The 19260-nt window shown below is 46.6% G+C and carries 19 protein-coding genes and 1 pseudogene; 3 read left to right on the top strand and 17 right to left on the bottom strand.

Annotated elements, in window-relative coordinates; genetic code table 11:
* Positions 1-10: 10 nt before the first annotated feature.
* From Q0852_RS07530 to Q0852_RS07455, 16 genes are all read right to left on the bottom strand, one after another.
* A complete protein-coding gene (locus tag Q0852_RS07530) occupies positions 11-490 on the bottom strand; it encodes a flagellar protein FlaG (protein WP_299016122.1) in 480 nt (159 codons plus the stop codon).
* A 64-nt stretch (positions 491-554) separates the two neighbouring features.
* Positions 555-1706 carry a flagellin gene (locus tag Q0852_RS07525; RefSeq protein WP_299016119.1) on the bottom strand — a complete coding sequence of 384 codons (1152 nt, stop codon included), beginning with the start codon at positions 1704-1706 and terminating at the stop codon, positions 555-557.
* 975 nt (positions 1707-2681) lie between these two features.
* A complete protein-coding gene (locus Q0852_RS07520) occupies positions 2682-3830 on the bottom strand; it encodes a flagellin (protein WP_299016116.1) in 1149 nt (382 codons plus the stop codon).
* A gap of 316 nt (positions 3831-4146) precedes the next feature.
* Positions 4147-5337, bottom strand: coding sequence for a flagellar hook-associated protein FlgL (gene flgL / locus Q0852_RS07515; protein WP_299016113.1), 1191 nt, complete (start codon positions 5335-5337; stop codon positions 4147-4149).
* 18 nt (positions 5338-5355) lie between these two features.
* On the bottom strand, positions 5356-7239 hold the full coding sequence (gene flgK / locus Q0852_RS07510; protein ID WP_299016108.1) for a flagellar hook-associated protein FlgK: 1884 nt from the start codon (positions 7237-7239) through the stop codon (positions 5356-5358).
* A 233-nt stretch (positions 7240-7472) separates the two neighbouring features.
* Positions 7473-8459 (bottom strand): flagellar assembly peptidoglycan hydrolase FlgJ, encoded by a 987-nt coding sequence (flgJ, locus tag Q0852_RS07505; protein WP_299016105.1) that lies wholly within the window; start codon positions 8457-8459, stop codon positions 7473-7475.
* A gap of 27 nt (positions 8460-8486) precedes the next feature.
* A complete protein-coding gene (locus tag Q0852_RS07500; RefSeq protein WP_299016102.1) occupies positions 8487-9578 on the bottom strand; it encodes a flagellar basal body P-ring protein FlgI in 1092 nt (363 codons plus the stop codon).
* A 12-nt stretch (positions 9579-9590) separates the two neighbouring features.
* A complete protein-coding gene (flgH, locus tag Q0852_RS07495; RefSeq protein ID WP_299016099.1) occupies positions 9591-10355 on the bottom strand; it encodes a flagellar basal body L-ring protein FlgH in 765 nt (254 codons plus the stop codon).
* 17 nt (positions 10356-10372) lie between these two features.
* Entirely contained in the window at positions 10373-11161 is a 789-nt protein-coding gene (gene flgG / locus Q0852_RS07490; RefSeq protein ID WP_299016096.1) for a flagellar basal-body rod protein FlgG, read from the bottom strand.
* Between the two features lie 21 nt (positions 11162-11182).
* Positions 11183-11932: a flagellar basal-body rod protein FlgF gene (gene flgF / locus Q0852_RS07485; protein ID WP_299016093.1), complete on the bottom strand. Its 750-nt coding sequence runs from the start codon at positions 11930-11932 to the stop codon at positions 11183-11185.
* A gap of 209 nt (positions 11933-12141) precedes the next feature.
* Positions 12142-13449, bottom strand: coding sequence for a flagellar hook protein FlgE (flgE, locus tag Q0852_RS07480; protein WP_299016090.1), 1308 nt, complete (start codon positions 13447-13449; stop codon positions 12142-12144).
* Positions 13450-13471: 22 nt separating this feature from the next.
* A complete protein-coding gene (gene flgD / locus Q0852_RS07475; protein ID WP_299016087.1) occupies positions 13472-14188 on the bottom strand; it encodes a flagellar hook assembly protein FlgD in 717 nt (238 codons plus the stop codon).
* Between the two features lie 18 nt (positions 14189-14206).
* The gene (gene flgC / locus Q0852_RS07470) at positions 14207-14623 is read right to left on the bottom strand and encodes a flagellar basal body rod protein FlgC (RefSeq protein WP_299016085.1); all 417 of its coding nucleotides are present in this window, start codon (positions 14621-14623) and stop codon (positions 14207-14209) included.
* Between the two features lie 3 nt (positions 14624-14626).
* A complete protein-coding gene (flgB, locus tag Q0852_RS07465) occupies positions 14627-15022 on the bottom strand; it encodes a flagellar basal body rod protein FlgB (RefSeq protein ID WP_299016083.1) in 396 nt (131 codons plus the stop codon).
* Between the two features lie 222 nt (positions 15023-15244).
* Positions 15245-16075 (bottom strand): protein-glutamate O-methyltransferase CheR, encoded by an 831-nt coding sequence (locus Q0852_RS07460; protein ID WP_299016080.1) that lies wholly within the window; start codon positions 16073-16075, stop codon positions 15245-15247.
* 19 nt (positions 16076-16094) lie between these two features.
* Entirely contained in the window at positions 16095-17012 is a 918-nt protein-coding gene (locus tag Q0852_RS07455) for a chemotaxis protein (RefSeq protein ID WP_299016078.1), read from the bottom strand.
* A gap of 133 nt (positions 17013-17145) precedes the next feature.
* Here Q0852_RS07455 and flgA point away from each other — a divergent pair, with 133 nt between their 5' ends.
* The 3 genes from flgA to Q0852_RS07440 all read left to right on the top strand — a co-directional run bounded on the left by flgA (position 17146) and on the right by Q0852_RS07440 (position 18723).
* Positions 17146-17853: a flagellar basal body P-ring formation chaperone FlgA gene (flgA, locus tag Q0852_RS07450; RefSeq protein ID WP_299016075.1), complete on the top strand. Its 708-nt coding sequence runs from the start codon at positions 17146-17148 to the stop codon at positions 17851-17853.
* A 73-nt stretch (positions 17854-17926) separates the two neighbouring features.
* Positions 17927-18250, top strand: coding sequence for a flagellar biosynthesis anti-sigma factor FlgM (flgM, locus tag Q0852_RS07445; RefSeq protein ID WP_299016072.1), 324 nt, complete (start codon positions 17927-17929; stop codon positions 18248-18250).
* 44 nt (positions 18251-18294) lie between these two features.
* Positions 18295-18723 (top strand): flagellar export chaperone FlgN, encoded by a 429-nt coding sequence (locus Q0852_RS07440; protein ID WP_299016069.1) that lies wholly within the window; start codon positions 18295-18297, stop codon positions 18721-18723.
* A gap of 126 nt (positions 18724-18849) precedes the next feature.
* On the opposite strand, the pseudogene Q0852_RS23960 reads toward Q0852_RS07440, so the two are convergent.
* Positions 18850-19203: pseudogene (locus Q0852_RS23960) on the bottom strand (IS1 family transposase).
* Positions 19204-19260 lie beyond the last annotated feature (57 nt).

Genomic DNA, 19260 nt, shown 5'->3' with positions numbered 1-19260 from the left:
TGATGTCGATTTACACTTTCGTCTGTAACAACCCTCCCGAGTGAGCGGCAAGCTGTCGGGATAATGCTAACATATCTTCATCAGGTAGTTGACGAACAACATCACCGGTACGCTTATCGTAAATGATGACGATGTTTTTGCCAGACTCTTCATCAATCCGAAAAGCCAGCCCTTTATTGAGCGTACTACCGACGAACTCTTCGATACGCTCTACTACCTTTTCCAACTCCTCGCGCTGCAGCTTACGCTGCTGAACAACATCGATACTTTGTTCAACCCGATGAACAGCTGATTCGCTTTTGTCACTGCTTGATGCTACTGACGACTGATTACGAATAGGAGTTGCGGCAGATAAAGGCTCCTGATAAGGACTATTATATTTATGAGCAATATTTGTGCCAACAGAGGAATGGGTGCCAACAGAGGAATGGGTGCCATTCTCAGAAGAACGGGGAGGAAGTGAAGAAGTAGAAACAGGTTTGACATCCATATTCTTTCACCTTCTGATAGCAGAAAACGGCAAGGAGCTGCCCCCTTACCGTTATTACGAGATATTAACCTAGCAGGCTCAGTGCCGCTTGAGGCGCCTGTTTTGCCTGAGCAAGGATAGACGTAGATGCCTGAGAAAGAATCTGGTTCTGCGTCAAAGTTGTTGTTTCTTTCGCAAAGTCAGTATCACGAATACGACTGTTAGATGCGTTTACGTTCTCGTTAGCGTTCTCTAAGTTGTTGATTGTGTAACCAAAACGGTTCTGAGTAGCACCCAGATCCGCACGGTGGGAGTCAACATACTTCATCGCACCATCAAGAATCGCAACTGCTTGCTGCGCACCACCAACCGAAGTAACGTCAATCTCTGAAACCGTCAGATTTGCTGCAGTACCACCGATTGTTGCATCAACATCTTTACCGTCGCTGCCAAGCATGGTCATAGCGCCAGTTTTAACGCCCACAGTACCGTCAGTAGTGAACAGTTGCAATTCACCATTTTCAGAAACCGATGCGTTGATCTGGTCATTCTGGCCGTTGATGCGAGTTGCGATCTCTTCGATATCGTCGCCCTTAACCAGGTTAACATTGATATCTGTTACCGCACCACTGATCTTATCAGTAACAGTCAGGCCAACAGTAGTGTCTGCTTTCAGTGTAGAGTCAGCTGGTGCAGTTTTGTCAGAAACCAGCATGCTGCCACCCATATCAGAACCGTCGGAACGCATATTCTTGAAGCTCATCTGTACCGCTTCACCTGAGTCTGCACCCACCTGGAACGAACGAGAACCGAATGTGCCGTTTAGCAGCTTAGTACCACCAAAAGACGTAGTTTCTGCGATACGGTTAAGTTCATCGTTCAGCGATGCAACTTCTGTCTGGATTGATTCACGGTCTTCCTGTGAGTTAGAGCCGTTAGCAGACTGCAGTGACAAGTCACGCATACGTTGCAGGATACTGGTTGTTTCCTGCATAGAACCCTCAGCGGTCTGTGCCATTGAGATACCGTCGTTGGCATTACGTACTGCTACGTCTAAACCACGACTCTGGGTCATCAAACGGTTAGAGATCTGCAGACCTGCCGCATCGTCTTTTGCACTGTTGATCTTGCTACCAGTAGAAAGACGCTCCATCGAGTCGCCCTGAGCTTCAGTAGCCTTACCCAGAAAGCGCTGAGCGGTCATTGCAGAAACGTTAGTATTTACTGTAACTGCCATAATGTTTCTCCTTAAGTAATCGATATGGCTTGCCCAGCCCTGCCGGAAAAACCTTGTTATTCTTCGTACATGACTTTTAACGGCATACGATTGGAAACCTTTAAGATTTTTTTTAATTTTTTTTGTGGTAACTCTGAAAAGTGATCAGATTCATGAAGATACAGAAAGGAGAGAAGCGAAGAATCGGTAACAGGAATATAAAATAAAATCTTCAATAATCAGACACTAATATCGATAACCAGCTCAGTTGCTAAGTGCTAAGTGCTAAGAATAATCTTGTCTTAGTTTTAAACAATCGAGTTGGAGGAGGCCTCACACACTACCGTACAAGCGTGGGTCACATACGGCGGTTCCGAGATATACCAATCTTATGATTAGCTTAAATATTCTTTCTTAACTCCAACGCCACTGTGGCTTGTCTCTCTTCACTGATCATGGTTCCATTTCCGACTTCACCATTTTTATCAACGTAGCTGTAGGGGTTCTACTCTTTGTCTGAGACCCTAAAGACATTGAGAATTTGTGAATTGTATAATCTCGGTTCAGACCTTCCTTACATTTGTAATGTACTATGCCCTCTGCTGACTTCTTATCAACCTTCGTTAAGCATCTCTGCTAACCTAGTCTATGAGACAGTTGATAAGATCTCCCGAGGTAAGATGCCACCCTTTCCCATAGCTCTGCCTGATTTACATAGTCACACTTCTGTTCGAGGCTCTGGGCTATTCTATCTATTACTAGGTTACCCAAGTTGACTATGCCTACTATCAAATTTTTGTCCGTCAAAGCTATGTTTTGCCATTTGCTTCCTTCAGATTCCACCTCACGGTGGACCCCCTTGCATAGGCTAACAGTTCCTGCTCGACAAGGCCCGTAGAGGACTTTCACCTCCTAGGTTAACACCATGCTCGGCGCACAACAAAAACGGCAAGGGGTTGCCCCCTTGCCGTTTTCGCTCATTCCGAGAACGGAAAATTATTGCAGCAAAGTCAATGCAGCCTGAGGTATCTGCTTGGCCTGAGCCAAGATCGATGTACTCGCCTGCTGTAGGATCTGACTCTTTGTCATTTCCGTCGTTTCCTTCGCGAAATCAGTATCGCGAATACGACTGTTAGACTGCGATACGTTTTCAGAAATATTCGCCAAGTTGTTAATTGTGTGGCCTAAACGGTTCTGCTTCGCACCCAAATCCGCACGTTGGGTATCAAGATACTTCAATGCTGCATCAATGATTGGCACCGCCTGCTGCGCACCACCGACAGACTCAACATCAATACCGCCGACGGTAACGTTCTGAGCAGCACCAGCAATATCACCAGGAGCGACTTTGCCGTCCTCATTAAGCATACTCATCTTGCCCTGAGTAATTGTCAGCTCACCACCATCTGCAAACAGCTGCAGCTCACCCTTTTCGCTTACCGAAGCATTAACAGCACTATTTTGACCATTGATGCGGGTTGCAATTTCTTCGATATCGTCACCTTTTAGCAGGTCAACGCTAGCGTCGGTCTTATTACCAAACTGATCCGTTACCGAAAAACTAACAGTTGCATCGGCATTCAAAATTGCTTTTGGCTCAATTATGGTTGTTGATACCAACAGGCTACCGCCCATCTTTTCATAGTCAGCACGAACACTATCCATACCCATGATCAAGGCTTCACCGGAATCAGCACCGATCTGGAAAGCCGCTTCACCAAAAGTACCATTTAGAAGCTTTCGACCACCAAATGCCGTTGTTTCTGCAATACGGTTCAATTCATCCTGAAGCGCTGTCACTTCTTGCTGAATCGCTACACGGTCTTCTTCTGAGTTAGCACCGTTGGCTGACTGCAGGGACAAATCTCGCATACGCTGCAAGATACTAGTGGATTCCTGCATCGCACCTTCAGCTGTTTGCGCAATTGAAATACCGTCGTTGGCATTACGCATTGCGACATTCAGGCCACGCGTCTGTGCAACCAAACGGTTTGAAATCTGCAGACCTGCAGCATCGTCTTTAGCACTATTGATCTTACTACCTGTAGAAAGACGTTCCATAGAGGTATTCAGATCACTTGTTGCTTTGCCCAGGTAACGCTGCGCAGTCATGGCAGACACGTTGGTGTTAACTGTTACACCCATTTTGCTCTCCTTTGACTTTCGCTAAGTTAGCGAAACAGCCTACCCGCAACAGTCAGTACTAAAGACAGTGAAGCGGGGCCAGCCATATATGTAAATTATTTAGGCAATTCACTTGCCACCAAGATTATCTTTATTTATTTTCAAGCAACCATCGTGCCAAAAATAAAACATTAGATAAGAACAATTTATACTGAGTTATCATCTTTTGTTTCAGTAGGTGGCAACCGAATGCCTATCTGGTTTGCCGTTTTTCCGTCCTTTAGAAACCTTTGCCGTAACAAGGAGTTAAAAACTACTTTTAAAATACCGCACAGTATTAAATATAATTAAACAGGTTTAGATCCTTAGTTTGAGCGAAGGCCTGTTGGGATGCCTGTAGAGCCATCATATTTTCATTCAGCTCAATAACCGCAGTAGCATAATCAAGATCTTCCAGCGTTCCGCGCGCCTGACTCATGACGATATTGAAATCCTCATGCATATCTTCCTGACGATCCAGCGTTTGTAATCGGGTTCCGATTTCCGATCTTGCCCGGTTAATATGCTTAAAACCTTCCGACAGCTCAGCCACAGCCTGGTGAAGTTCACCCGATGCCGATGCATTCGACACACTTCGCTCCGATAATTCAATACTGCGCCTGAATGCATCAAACACATTCACTTTGTCCTGACGTGTCAGCTCAATCACATCACCGTTTTCGATATCGCCTTCCACATCGATCTGCAACGTTCCCCATTCGATCCCTTTGCTCGGATCGTACTGAGCACTACTAACCACGCTGCCATTTTGGAACAGATGGTATGAAGTGCCGGCAGGGGTTGAAGAGAACTCCACCCTGTAGCTGGCCTGATCAGCATTATTGGAATTTCGAGCCTGAGACAACAACAGTAACGAACCGCTTTGCAAGCCGTACTCTGGCTGGTAATCGCCGTAAGGGTTATCCACTTCCATAAACAACTTATCGCCAGCATCATTGATCGGTATATCCACGGCAGTTGCAACCTTCGCCATTCGCTGATAACTGTCACCGGCATAAGTTACATGCCCGCTGTTATCCCGGAAAAACGGCTGCTTGCTATATTGAGTACCTGAAAAAATGAAGTTGCCGGACTCATCCTTGGCATTAGCCAAGTTCATGAAGTTATCAAAAAGCCCCTGCATGTCTTGTTTGTGCGCGATCCGATCGTCAGCAGACAAAGAGCCGTTAACCATCAACATGGTTTTACGCTTGGCTTCATCAAGCAAGCTTTCCACTTCGGTGATCACCGATTCTTCATTATCCAGACGGTTTCGAGCCAAAGTGATCGACTTTAGCGACTGCTCGATCTGAGTGCTCTGCTGATCAAAGTTCTGAATATAGATAGAGGAGACAGGATCATCGCCAGCTGTGAGCAGGCGTTTACCGGAAGCTAGTTGCTCCTGGTTTTCCGCGACTTTCACCTGCTGCCGGTTCATGTCGTTGGCAACAGAACTGTAGTTATGGAAACTGGCAATTCGGCTAATCATAATAATCAGTCTCCTTTATTAGCGGGACGCGTTAAGTAATGTGTCAAAGGTTTCATTCGCCACTGTCATAATCCGCGACGAAGCCATATAAGATTGCTGAAATTTCATCATGTTTGCCGCTTCCTCATCGAGGTTAACCCCCCCGATTTCTGCTACCCGGCTTTCTGCCGCATCTTTCTCTACCAAGCCCACTTCTTTTAGGCGAGCGGCCGATGCTTTCTGCACACCCATTTCGGTATTCAGCCCCTGGTAGACATCAATGACCGTCGAGCGACCACCATCCATCACCTTCGTGGACTGCAAGGTTTGCATCTTGATCAAGTTGCCATTATCGCCATCAGCTCCGTTCAAATTAACGGCAAATAAGTCGCCACCGACCGCGCCCTGCCCTAGGGTAAAACCTGTTCCACCGACAACCACTTCACCCGTTGGCGGGTATGGCTGTGGGGGCTGCAAAATATTGCCTTTCATATCAAGAACGGCAAACTGGCTGGCATCCGGCGATACAGCCACCTGAAACTCAGACAGACCGCCGGCACGTGTAATATTAAACGGTGCCTGGCCTTGGGTTTTACTTGCCGAACTTAAATAACTCTGGGCGGCAATTTTTGCCGAGTCATTCATCGTGACACTGATATCACCTGCTGCCGAACGGGTTGGACGAAGGACAATACGCTCTCCGGCTTTCATCGGCGTATCCATTTCAACCCGGAATCCATCCATAACAAAGGCTGGCGGAGTGCCACTCGGGATCACCTTCTGCCGGGAACCATCCGGTAATGCCAAGGTATGCTGGCTACCATCAAATGTCAGATCGTATTCTCCAATTTTCAGCGCATTCAAATCCTCGATATACACTTTCAAATCAGCATTAGAGCCCGGGGGCAACATCGCTCTTGCCGCAGCAACGGCAGGATCGTTAACATCGCGGAACATATTTCCACCCACCTGACCGTTCAGATCCAAGCCCTGCTGCTGCAGATTATTGACTGAATCGGCAAAGCCGATAGAGATACGCCCCATCTCATCCATGCCATGGGAGAGGGTTTCATCTCGAAACTGAAACAATGCCGCCATCTTGCCGCCAATATCATCGTTACGGATAGTTTTAAGCGACTTACCTTCAACTATAGCCAGCTGAGTCTGCTGCGGATCCGGTTTGCCGTTAACCATTCGTAGTTCACTGCATTCGGTTCCTGATACCAGCGTATGGCCACTGCCAATCATGATATTGAAGGTTTCAGCGTTCTTACGGGAAACACTGACTTTGGTGTATTGCGACAGCTCATTGATCAGGTTCTGGTGACGGTCCATCAAATCATTATCATGCTTCGATACCGGAGTTTTCACCAATGCCTTATGGACATCTACCAACTCTTGGGCAATGTCATTAATTCGGCCTAATGTCTGGGAAAGTACTTCGTTGGTTTCGGATTTCTGACGAGCCAGAATTGTGTGGTTGTCGTTAAGTCCGGCCGCCACCAATTTCGCTTTTTCAAGAACAACTGTACGCGCGCCCATATCGCTAGGGCTATCAGCCAAGGCTTTGACAGCGTCGTACCACTGATTCATGTCTTCCGGGATTTTCTTGGCACTGTTAGCCAGCATACTATCCAAGCGGCCAAGCTGAGATTCCCGCTCTGTGGCGTAGCTAAGATTGGTGGTCGTTAAATTTAGCTCATCGGTAGCAAACTGATCATAGCCGCGGCGAACTTCTGCCGCATGCACACCAGTACCGTACTGGTTGCCCCCCCACCACATAGGGGCATTAGCTTGCTGTACCACAGACTGACGGCTGTAGCCTTCAGTATTAACATTATTAATGTTATGGCTGGTCGTGTTTAACTGACGCTGTGCAGTCAAAACGCCTTGGGTACCCATATTTAGCAAGTCAAACCCCATGAAGCCTCCAGTAAATTGAGGGGGTTACAAATCATTCAGGTTATAACAAGCAAAAAACGTTCCAACTTTTACCAGCAGATAAGACTTTGATTTATATGGGAGAGCAATACTGAGGGATGCTTACTTTTTAAGCTGGGGCAATGACTTGCCGAATCGTAGATAGAAAATGGCAGGAAGTGATCAGCAGCAATTTTTATAGTTCAAACATCGCTGCTAACCCTTTAATAAAAGACTTACTTCATTAACTGATTGACCTTATTCATCACGTTAATAATCTTATCTGAATACTGGGGATCGGTCGCATAACCGGCTTTATGCAGATTTCGGATGAACTTAACCGGATCCGCCGGTTGTTCCAGGGCTTCAGAATAACGTGGGTTGTCATTCAAAAAGCGTACGTAATCGTTGAAGCTTTCCTGATAACTTTCATAAGAACGAAATGCCGCTCGTTCCTGCACCGGAATACCGTTATGAAACTCCAGAGTATTCGTCGCCACTTTCAAACCGGACCAGCGTGGGTCAGCCTTGATATTAAACAGATTATTACTGTTATCAGCGGCATTTTTGATCACTTTCTTACCCCAGCCAGTTTCCAGTGCGGCTTGTGCTATCAGCACCGATGGCTCTGTACCCAAGGCATGAGCTGCTTTCTCGGCATAAGGACGCATCCGCGTTACAAAATCTTCTGGTGATTCAAAAGTAAGATTATTATCTAGTGACTTCGGCGCCATCATGGCTGATGCCGCAGCCGTCACTTCCGTTTGAGGCATCGCTTTCCAAGGGCCATTTTCTATCGGAGAAACTACTGCAGTATCCGACTTAGCAACCACATTATCCAGTGGCTTAGCCTGAGGTATATCAGGACGCTGCGGTAACGCCGCTTGCTCTGAAGGCCCGTTTTTTGCTGCCTCATTCATCTCTTCGCCGCCAAGCTGTGAAACGATAAGATCTGCAAGACCTAATGAACCTGTCGAGCTCAGCTCACTGGCCATCTGTTCATCATGCATTTGCTCAAAGAACTTGGTATTGCTGCTGCTCATCAAGTCAGATTCAAAAGCCTCATTGGCTTCACGCATCGACTTAAACAACATCTGAGTGAAGATCGCCTCGAACTGCTCGGCAGCCGCTCGCAAAGACGCACCTTCATCTTCTTTGATCCCCGACCTTAATCGCTCAAGGTTGGATATATCATGGATAAAACCCGGATCAGTTGTTTTCATATCACCCTCGAGATCCTGAAACCTCAATTAAATAATGATCAGCTGGCCTTCTATTGCCCCGGCCTGCTTCAGTGCCTGCAAAATTGCCATTAAATCCGACGGTGCTGCGCCAACTTGGTTCACAGCCCTAACCAGCTCATCGAGCGTGATCCCCGGCTCAAACTTGAACATACGTGAGTCTTCCTCGGTCACCTGAATATCCGAGTTAGGCACAACAACTGTGTTTCCTCCCGAAAAGCCATTTGGCTGGCTTACCGAGTAGTTTTCTTTAATCGAGACCGTCATTCCACCGTGAGTTATAGCAGCCGGTTTCAACTTCACATTCTGGCCAACCACAATAGTGCCTGTACGGGAGTTTACAATGATCTTTGCCGCCCCTTCAGCCGGGTCAAACTCCAGGTTTTCAATAGTCGACAAAAATGCTACGCGCTGGCTAACATCTCTCGGAGCACGTACACGAATAGAGGTGGCATCCACCGCCGCCGCCATCTGAGGGCCAAGGAACTGATTAATAGCATCAGCCATACGCTGAGCGGTAGTAAAATCAGGTTCAAACAGATTAAACGTCAGGAAATCGCCACGACCAAATGGGTTGGGCACTTCACGCTCGACCATTGCACCATTTGAAATACGGCCGACAGTCGGGTTATTACCCACAATTTTCGAACCATCTGCCCCTGTTGCACTGAACCCACCAACAACCAGGCTACCCTGTGCAATCGCATACACTTTACCGTCCAAACCTTTCAGGAAAGTTTGCAACAAAGTACCACCACGTAGACTTTTGGCCGAACCAATTGATGATACGGTGATATCAATACTCTGGCCCTGTTTGGTAAACGGTGGCAACGTTGCATTTACCGCAACTGCCGCTACGTTCTTTGTTTTCGGTTTAGTGCCCGGCGGCAGCTGAATTCCGAAATTTTGCAACATGGCATTGAAGCTCTGATCAGTAAACGGCGTAGTTTCCCCCGTTCCCGGTAAACCGACAACCAGGCCGTAACCTACCAACTGGTTACTCCGCACCCCAGCCACGGCCGAGACATCTTTAATTCGTGCTGCCTGTAACGGCAACGCCAGCACCATCATCAAGCCAAAGCAAAAAGTCCGTAATTTCATTATGAAACTCCGTTAGATACTAACGTTGAAAAAGCGAGCTAACCAACCCTGCTCCTGCACATCTTGTCGGTCACCAGTGCCGGAATACTGTATACGTGCATTAGCAATTCGGGTTGAAGCAATGGTGTTTTCCTGACTGATATCATCCGGGCGAACCGTTCCGCTCACACGGATATATTCATCACCGGTATTCAGGGTCAACCACTTCTCACCACGTACCAGCAGGTTGCCGTTAGCCAGCACATCGATAACTTCAACTGAAATCGAACCCTTGATACTGTTGCTCTGATCTGCCGACGTACTGCCAGCAAACTTGTTGGCGTTGCTCACAGCATATGACAAATCACGTTCACCAATTTTTACAGCTTGTCCACCCAGTTGTAGTGGATCCATCGACATATCTGTCGACTTATCTAAATCAGAACTGGCACTTTTCTTAGCCTGGGTTTTCTCTTCCAGTAAGATAGTGACAATATCACCAATACCACGAGGTTTAGTGTCATCATACAAGTCTTGTGCACCGGTAACATCAAACAGGGAGCCCGTTGCTGTCGCATAATGCTCCGGCTTCTCCTGCGGAAGTACACTTGCCCATGCAGGATCACCTGCCTGTGGGTCTTCGCGGCGGCGCATCATCTCAATAAGTGTCGAACTCTCTTCAGTCGAACCTTCAACTGCGTCAATCATGGTTGTCGCCTGACTGATATCAGACTCTTTAACCGGCAGCTGAGTACAACCGGAGAGCACAATCACTAGACCTGCGATGAGTTTTCTCATTGCCACTTTAACTCCTGTTATAGCTGCTGGTTAACGTAGCTAAGCATTTGGTCAACAGTCGAGATCACTTTAGAGTTCATTTCATATACCCGTTGTGCCTCAATCATGTTTACCAGCTCTTCAGTTACGTTAACGTTAGAAGTTTCCAGCATCGACTGACGAACTGAACCAAAACCGTCCAAGCCCGGAACACCTTCCTGAGCATCACCGCTGGCACCGGTCGGCAAGAACAAGTTCTGACCTATTGGCTCAAGGCCGCCCGGGTTGATGAAATCCACTGTGGTGATCTGACCGAGCACCTGGTTTTCCTGCTGGCCACGAATACGGGCAGAGACTTCACCATCAGTACCGACAGTAATGCCAACCGCATCTTCAGGAACGACAATTTCAGGCTGAAGCACATAGCCCGAGCCACTAGTTACCAACTGACCTTCACCATTAATCGTGAACTGACCATTACGGGTATAACCCATGTTGCCATCTGGAAGCAGGATCTGAAAGAAACCATCCCCCTCAATCATCATGTCCATCGCATTGTTGGTGGTCTGGGTATTACCCTGGGTAAACACCTTCTGTGTCGCGACAACTTTCGAACCGGCACCAAGCATCAGGCCAGATGGCAGCTCTGTATCCTGAGTAGACTGGCCACCCGGTTGGTTAATATTCTGATAAAACAGATCTTCAAATACAGCCCGGCTTTTCTTAAAACCTACTGTTGAGGCGTTAGCCAGGTTGTTGGAAATGGTCGAGATATTCGTTTGCTGAGCGTCAAGACCGGTTTTACTTACCCATAAAGCTGGATGCATGTTTTATTCCTTATTATCGGTTTAGCCTAAACGCATCAATGAAGCGGACGAAGCATCCATCTCTTCTGCGGTTTTCATTAATTTGACCTGCATTTCAAAGTGTCGCTGTAGATCAATCATGCTTGTCATTTCACCCACAGCATTGACATTACTGCCTTCAAGGGCACCTTTTAGCAAGGTCACACCGGCATCAGCGTCATATGTTTGGCCAGGATTTTTCGGCTTGAACAATCCGTTGACGTCTTTATATAAATCACGGTTATCGGGACGTACCAGCTTCAGGCGGTCAACCACCTCCATTGCTTCCGGTGGTGCCCCCTGAGGTAATACAGAAATTGTCCCGTCATTACCAATTTCAATTTTGCTGATTGGAAGAGGAATAAATATCGGAGCGCCACCTTCACCAAGCATCAGGTTACCATTGCTATTTTGCAGCATTCCGGTCTGATCGATTTTCAGGTGGCCGGCACGAGTATACGCTTCTTGACCCGATGGGTCTAAAACCGTCAACCAGCCGTCGCCTTCAACAGTCACATCCAGATCACGGCCTGTCGTCATTACCGCACCTTGGGAAAAGTCTTGTCCCGGACGTTCAGTCATCGCAAAAACACGAGACGGCAAACCTTCACCGTAAGCCTGCATACTACGCGCCTGCTCTAGGTCTGCGCGAAAACCGGTTGTTCTCACGTTGGCAAGGTTGTTGGCATGTAACTGCATACCATACATATCTTGCTTAGCACCACTCATGGCCAAATACAGTGCGCGATCCATTATCAACTCTCCAATCACAATCTAGTGGTTTTAAAGCAATAAGTATGCCAGCGTTTTTTTTTGTTAAAAAACAATAATTTAAACGCATCGCCTTGGGAGTAAGGCTAAGGAGGGACAATTTTCTGACAGTTACGGACAAAACTTGCCGCTCATTCAGTATCGGACTGAACGAGCGGGAATAGTAATATTATCCGCTATATTGAAGTAAATTAACGAATTTGTAGGATAGTCTGTTGTAACTGGTTATCCACTTCCAGAGCTCGGGAATTTGCCTGGAAGTTACGCTGAGCGGTGATCAAATCCACCAACTCCTGAGTCATGTCAATGTTTGACTGTTCCAGCGTACCACTCTTCACGGTGCCAAAAGCGCCCTGACTTGCTTCACCCCAAATAGCAGCACCAGAATCCTGACTCACTACCCACTGAGTGCCGCCTTTTGATGCTAAGCCCTGCTCGTTTGGTACACGTACCATACCGACACGGCCAAGCGTCACGTTTTCACCGTTACTGTAGGTTGCAACAATCGAACCTTTCGCATCGATATCGACTTTAGCAAGGTAACCCGTTGTCGCACCGTCTTCATTGAAGCGACGAACCTCAAACGGCGCAGCATACTGAGTCGGAGAGTCAAAATTAATGCTCATCACTTGGTTTTCATCTGCACCATTCAAATACAGACCAGCCCCGGCCGCGCCAAGCGGCTCTGTGATAACAGGCTGGCCGTCGTTAATCGAAGCCACCGAACCGTCTGAATTAAAGTCAATGGTACTACCTTGCTGACCAGTGGCTGTTGCCGCGCCACCATTAGTCACATTCACTGGCTTCTCACCATTGCCATCCGTTGCAGTGTAGTAAACAGACCAACGGTTTGGCGTAGTGTTATCTTTAACGTAATACGTCGTCATTTTGTATGGCTGACCCAAAGAGTCATGAATAGTTACAGACGTCGATTTGTTATAGGTATTCGGATCATTGAAATCAAACTGCTTCGGATCTTTAGGGTCACCACCAGCTGGTAAGTTAACGCCAACATTCAAGTTTGTTGAAGCACGAGGCTGACCAAACTGATCCGGCACTTGTAAGGACTGGGATTCATAGGATGTTACCTGATCGGTCTCCTGATCCACCTGATAACCTAGCAGGAACTGGCCTTCCGAGTTGACGATATTATTATCTTTATCCAAGTGAAAAGCACCGTTACGCGTCAGGCTGTTATTCTGCGGCTGCAGCTTATCATCGGCAACAGCAAAGAAACCACTACCTGAAATACGAAGGTCCATCGGGTTATTAGTATAGATACTCGAACCTTCATGGAATTGCTGAGCAACAACAGATGACTGAACACCACCACCTGTTGTTGTCTTGGCGTTCGAAAAGACCGAGTTAGAGTAGACATCACTAAATTCAGCACGAGATTCTTTAAAACCAAAAGAATTCGAGTTGGCAATGTTGTTACTTGTGGTATTCAGGTCTTTCTGCGATGCCCCGATACCACTAAGAGAAATATTAAAACCCATGTTAAGAATTTCCTAAGGTCTATTATACTTGGCCGACTTCAAGTACTTCAGCTAGTTTAAATGGCGAGTCAAAGCCCGCGAGGTTAAGCATGACATTGCCATCACCGTTACCAAGCAACACGCTGTTGACATTCGCATAGGTAGACACATCAAATTCCCGGCTTTCACCATCAACCAGCCCGGCAACTTTTAGCTGATAGCGACCTTCAGGCAACGCATTGCCACTTTCATCGGTACCGTCCCATTCCACGCGATGTTCGCCTGGTGGTTTCGCCCCCATGTCGAAGGTTTTAATTAACTGGCCCTGCTCGTTTTCGATCCTGACCATCATATTGTTTAACGCCTGAGGTAACTTCACCATACCGGCCACGCCACCGTCAGCCTTCTTGACCCCGGTTGAACTCGGAATTAGCACATCACGCCCGACCAGAGAAGAAGCCTGAAGCGCCTGATTCGAGGTCATAGCAGAGTTAAGGCTGCCAAATTGCTCATTCATCTGACTGATCCCGTCAACCGTTGCAAATGATGCCATTTGGGCAATCATCTGATCGTTGCCAACAGGCTTGAACGGATCTTGCTGTGCAAGCTGCTTCGTCAAAAGAGAAAGAAAGTCTTCCTGCTTAAGCTCATTCTGCCCTGTTGTAACTTTCTGGTCTTCCTGCAGCTTTTTCTCTTGCATCCCCTTGAGCTGGTCAAGGTAGGACAAATTGCTTTGACCTGCGCCGTTAATACCGGTCATAACAGTAACTCCTTACCCTTATTTACCCATCTGCAATGTGCTCATCAACATCTGCTTACTAGAATCTGCCACCTGGACATTACTTTGATAAGAACGAGAAGCTGAAATCATGTTTGCCATTTCTTCCATTACGTTAACATTTGGCTTATAGATATAACCTTCAGCATTCGCCAACGGGTGATCTGGGTTATATTCCGCACGTAACGGCTTCTGGCTTTCAACAATACCTTTAACCTGAACAGGTACACTGTCATCGCGCTGGTAACTGGCACTCTTCAGCGCCGCTGCAAATATTGGATGGCGAGCTTTATATGTCTCTTCGGCAGAACTACTCACACTATTGGCGTTAGCCAAGTTACTTGACGTCGTGTTCAAGCGCACAGACTCTGCACTCATCGCCGATCCGCTGACATTAAAAATGTTAAACAAGCTCATTTATTATTCTCCTTTTAATGCCTTGCTCAGGTTTTTGAACTTTGAGCCCAGAAAGTCGAGAGACGCTTGGTATTCCAATGAGTTCTGCATAAACAGGTTACGCTCAAGCTGTGCATCAACGGTATTACCATCACCAGTATCCGGTTGATTCGGTACACGGTACTTTTGCTCGCCCATCAATTTTGTAGAGGCAGAAATATGCCGACCATTAGTGCGGCTAAGGCCAATCTTTGCCTCTGATGTTGCCGCACTCAATGCGCGTTGAAAATCGATGTCTTTTGCTTTGTAGCCAGGAGTATTGGCATTGGCGATGTTACTAGCCAATGTTTCCGCGCGCTTATTGCGTACACCGACGGTATGCTGATGAACACCTAGAGCTTTATCAAAAGAAATAGACATAACTGCCTCCATAAATCGTTATTGATATATAAGCAAATGGTATGCCAACAATACTGAGAGGAGGTAAACTAAATTGAGAAAAAAGAAGAAGGGGGAATTGAGTATCGAGGAAAAGGTCAGGTTCCTCGATCACTCAGGAGTCTAGGCAGTTGGGATATAACCTAAATGCTATGTCATGCTTTGTGTTTATCAAGAACCTAAGTTCTGATAAACCCACAGCAGCTATTTAAGCTTATAAATAATCCCAGGGTTACAGCGGATCATCTCAAACTTGTCAGTCAGACCCGTTAGCGATTCCGAGGCACCAAGCAACAGGTAACCTCCTGGGTTCAGGCTTGCAGCCATCTGGTTAAGTACCTTCGCCTTCATTTCAGGCGAGAAGTAAATCAGAACGTTGCGACAGAAAATCACATCGAACTTGCCCAGCAACGCATAACTGTCTTTCAGGTTTTGCGGACGGAAGTTAACCATTCGCTTCACCTTATCATTCACCTTCATTCGGCCATCACCATTGTTTTCAAAGAAAACGCGGCGACGATCCGGTGAAAGGCCCCGGCTCAAAGCCAGGTTGTCATACACACCGGCACGACATGTATCCAGCATGGTCTGCGAAATATCTGTCGCTGTGATCTGAACACCGCTGGTGAGCATACCAGGTCGGCGTCCTTGAGTTTCCAGCACAATCATCGCTATCGAATACGGCTCCTGACCGGAGGAGCTGGCTGACGACCAAATCTTGAGCGGGCGCTTGTTTGCAGCAAGCTCCGGCAAGATTTTGTCTGCTAGCACCGTATACGGATAGGTATCGCGGAACCATAACGTCTCGTTAGTCGTCATGGCATCCACAGCCGCTACACGCAATTCACGATTACGTCCACTGATCACTAGTTGCAGTAACTCAGAAAGAGATGATAGCGAAAATCGGCTGACCAAAGGACTCAGACGGCTGCGCACTAAATACTGCTTACTGTCGCCAAGTACAATGCCGCATTGCGCTTCAAGAAAACGACAAAAATCACGGTATTCCTGGTCTTTTATTGTTATAGCTGTCATCTACTACTCTATTTTCAGTTTATTCCGGCATAGCGGCCTTAACCGCAGCCCCCAGCTCATCAGGGTTAAACTTAGGGATGAATGCATTAGCACCAACACGCTCAACCATAGCTTGGTTAAAGACACCGCTTAGTGACGTATGCAAAATCACATGCAGATCTTTCAAGCTGGCATTATTACGAATTTCAGCTGTCAATGTATAGCCATCCATCTCTGGCATTTCAATATCTGAAATTACCAGAGCAAGCTGTTCATAAATACTTGCTTCTTTCGCCATTTCCCTCAGCTTTTCGATTGCTTCCTTACCGTCTTTGACAAGAACGCATTCACAACCAATGGCTTCAATCGCACGCTGGATCTGCTTACGGGCAACACTGGAGTCATCAGCTACCAGTACCCGACGGATCACAGGCATATCAGCAACCAGCTCTTCAAGTACAGTACCCGAGATATCTGTATCTACCGGAGAAATTTCATCCAGGATTTTTTCAACATCCAGAATTTCTACCAGCTCATCATCGATTTCTGTCACCGCAGTAAGGTAGTTTTCTTTACCTGCACCTTTTGGTGGCGGAAGGATCGACTCCCAGTTCATATTAATGATGCGCTCAACAGATGAGACAAGGAAACCTTGGATCGAACGATTAAATTCCGAAATGATCACAAAACAGTTATCCAAGTCATCAATTGGACGACCGCCAGTAGCCAAACTCATATCGATAACAGAGATTGTCTGCCCACGAATATGTGCAATCCCTTTTACTAATGGATGCAAATTTGGCATTGTAGTCAACTTGGGGCACTGAAGTACCTCTTTGACTTTAAATACGTTTATACCATAGCGCTGGCGTCTGTTGAGCCTAAAGGTTAATAGTTCCAACCGGTTTTGACCAACAAGCTGGGTGCGCTGATTCACTGAATCAAGTATCCCCGACATAAGGGTGACTCCATGTTATGCGTTTTTATTTCTATACGTGTACGATAAGTACAGTACGCTTATCGTACAACACATATGATGAGCATCGAAACTAATTGTAGCCCCTGAGACTATGCATTAAAGAGTAAAAACCGTGACCCAAAGAACACATTTAACACTCCTAGTCATTATTATCGGCCTGCCGGCAATTTTCTTTAGCACAATTACGTCAGCAGCGCCTCAAAACATCCTAGATAGGGTACAACATACCGCTGAAGAATTCGTCAAAAAAATCGTCGAAACGCCGCAAAATGGGCAACTCACTGTCAAAGCAGCAAATTTAGATTCACGACTCAAACTGACAGCTTGTTCTACTCCACTCGTCAGCTCAATTCCCGGTAAACAGAACCTGTCGGGTAATGTTACCGTCTTAATCCGCTGTGAGCCAGAAAACTGGCAGGTTTATGTTCCCGTTCGGATACAGCTCCTTCTGCCACTGGTAGTCGCAACCACCCCCCTGTCCCGAGGAGTCGTGCTAACTGCATCGGATCTGGCCATCAAGATGATTGAAACCCGCTTTCAGCGCGGAGTGGTATTTGAACATCCTCAACAAATTATTGGCTCCAAAGTAAAACGGAACGTCAATATCGGAGAAGCCGTTCAAGGTGGTGATATTTGCCTGGTATGCCGCAATGACTCTGTCCTTATCAAAGCTGGCGGAAATGGACTGGATATTATCACCAAGGGAATAGCCCTGTCTGACGGCTCTCTCGGGGAGCAAATCCGGGTACAAAATACTAAGTCAAAACGCGTTATCGATGGTATTATCACTGGCGTTGGTGAAGTGACAGTAAATTTTTAATTAAATGCTAAAGTTATTACAGGGACAGCCGAAATAGAAACTGTCTCTAGTTTATTGTTCAAAGGCTTAATTTATGGCAAGTATTGATCAGCTTCGATCCGGTCATCCAATGACCACAGCTCGAAGCAATAACAACAGCATTTCTGGCTCAGCTTCAGGCTCTGCGAAAAATCAACAAGTTGCAGCTCCAGGAGGCGGCCAGAAAGATGCCGTTTCACTGAGTTCTCAAGGCAAGGCAGCCGGACAAATCCACCAACAGCTTGCGGCTGAACCAAGCTTTGACAACGCCAAAGTCGCAGCAATTAAAGACGCCATATCAAATGGCGAATACAAAATTGATGCAGATAAGCTGGCATCAAATATGTTGAAGTTTGAAGATGAGCTACAAGGCCTATAGCCACAGACAGGCCTGTTGCAACCTGTGATTATAGAGAGAAACGCATGTCCCAAACTATCGAACAGTTACTAGAGCTGCAACTGGCGACCCTGGTTTCTCTCTCTCGCCTGCTGGAACAAGAAAAAGAAGCGATTGTTGCACGTAAATCGGCTGACATCGCTAAACTTGCGACAGACAAGCTTGCCTTAATAAACAAGATTCAGCAACAAGATCACCTAATTGCAAGCCATGCCCATAGCCAGCAGCTGACAGAAGATCCTGATCTGGCAGAAAAAGTTGAATCTATTAAAACAACAGTCTCGCGCTGCAAGGAAATCAACGAAATCAACGGCGAGGCTCTGCAACGAGCTCAGTTGAGTTTCCACAAACTCAATAATCTCTTCCAACAAAGCCGTGGCAAACAACAAATGACGTATAATAGCAGCGGTGCGGCACAAAATATCCGCTCACTAGGAACCAATATTAAAGCGTAATTAAGCGACAATAATTAAAGCGTATTAAGCTAAGCGGCAAAGAATAGCCAATCAAGAAAACAGCCCGAAACTGACCCTCTTCTCTTTTTACCATCCATTTTTCGGTCGTGACTCAAAAGTGTTGGATTATAGATAGAACTCTCGCCCGATGAATGTGCCGATGACCTTGTCATGCATTTCTTCAGATTTTGAAAAACCAATGGTTCTGCGAACCAAACGCTTTAGTCTTGAACGCAATGTTAGATTGGTTCTCTCGATTCGTTGAGTAAAACGCTTACCTACAATATGCTTTTCTCTCGGTAAAGTACTGGCATAAACACTGAAATCATCGGTGCAAAAGAAGCTAATATTAAGGGCGAAAGCAGGCCTAAGAGCGTAAGTAGAGCATCTGTGTTCCGTTTACCAAAAGCATGGGCAATGACTCGTTTATAACGAGGCTCCCACATACCAAAGCCAACGGCGATGCTTCTTGTTGACCACAAATGACCACTGTTCATCGACCTCACATATCAACTCAAGATTAGCTGTATCGAATGG

The organism is uncultured Photobacterium sp. (assembly GCF_947502415.1).
Lineage (GTDB): Bacteria > Pseudomonadota > Gammaproteobacteria > Enterobacterales > Vibrionaceae > Photobacterium.
The sequence above is the reverse complement of the archived record's forward strand: the minus strand, read 5'-3'. Positions and strand labels throughout refer to the sequence as shown.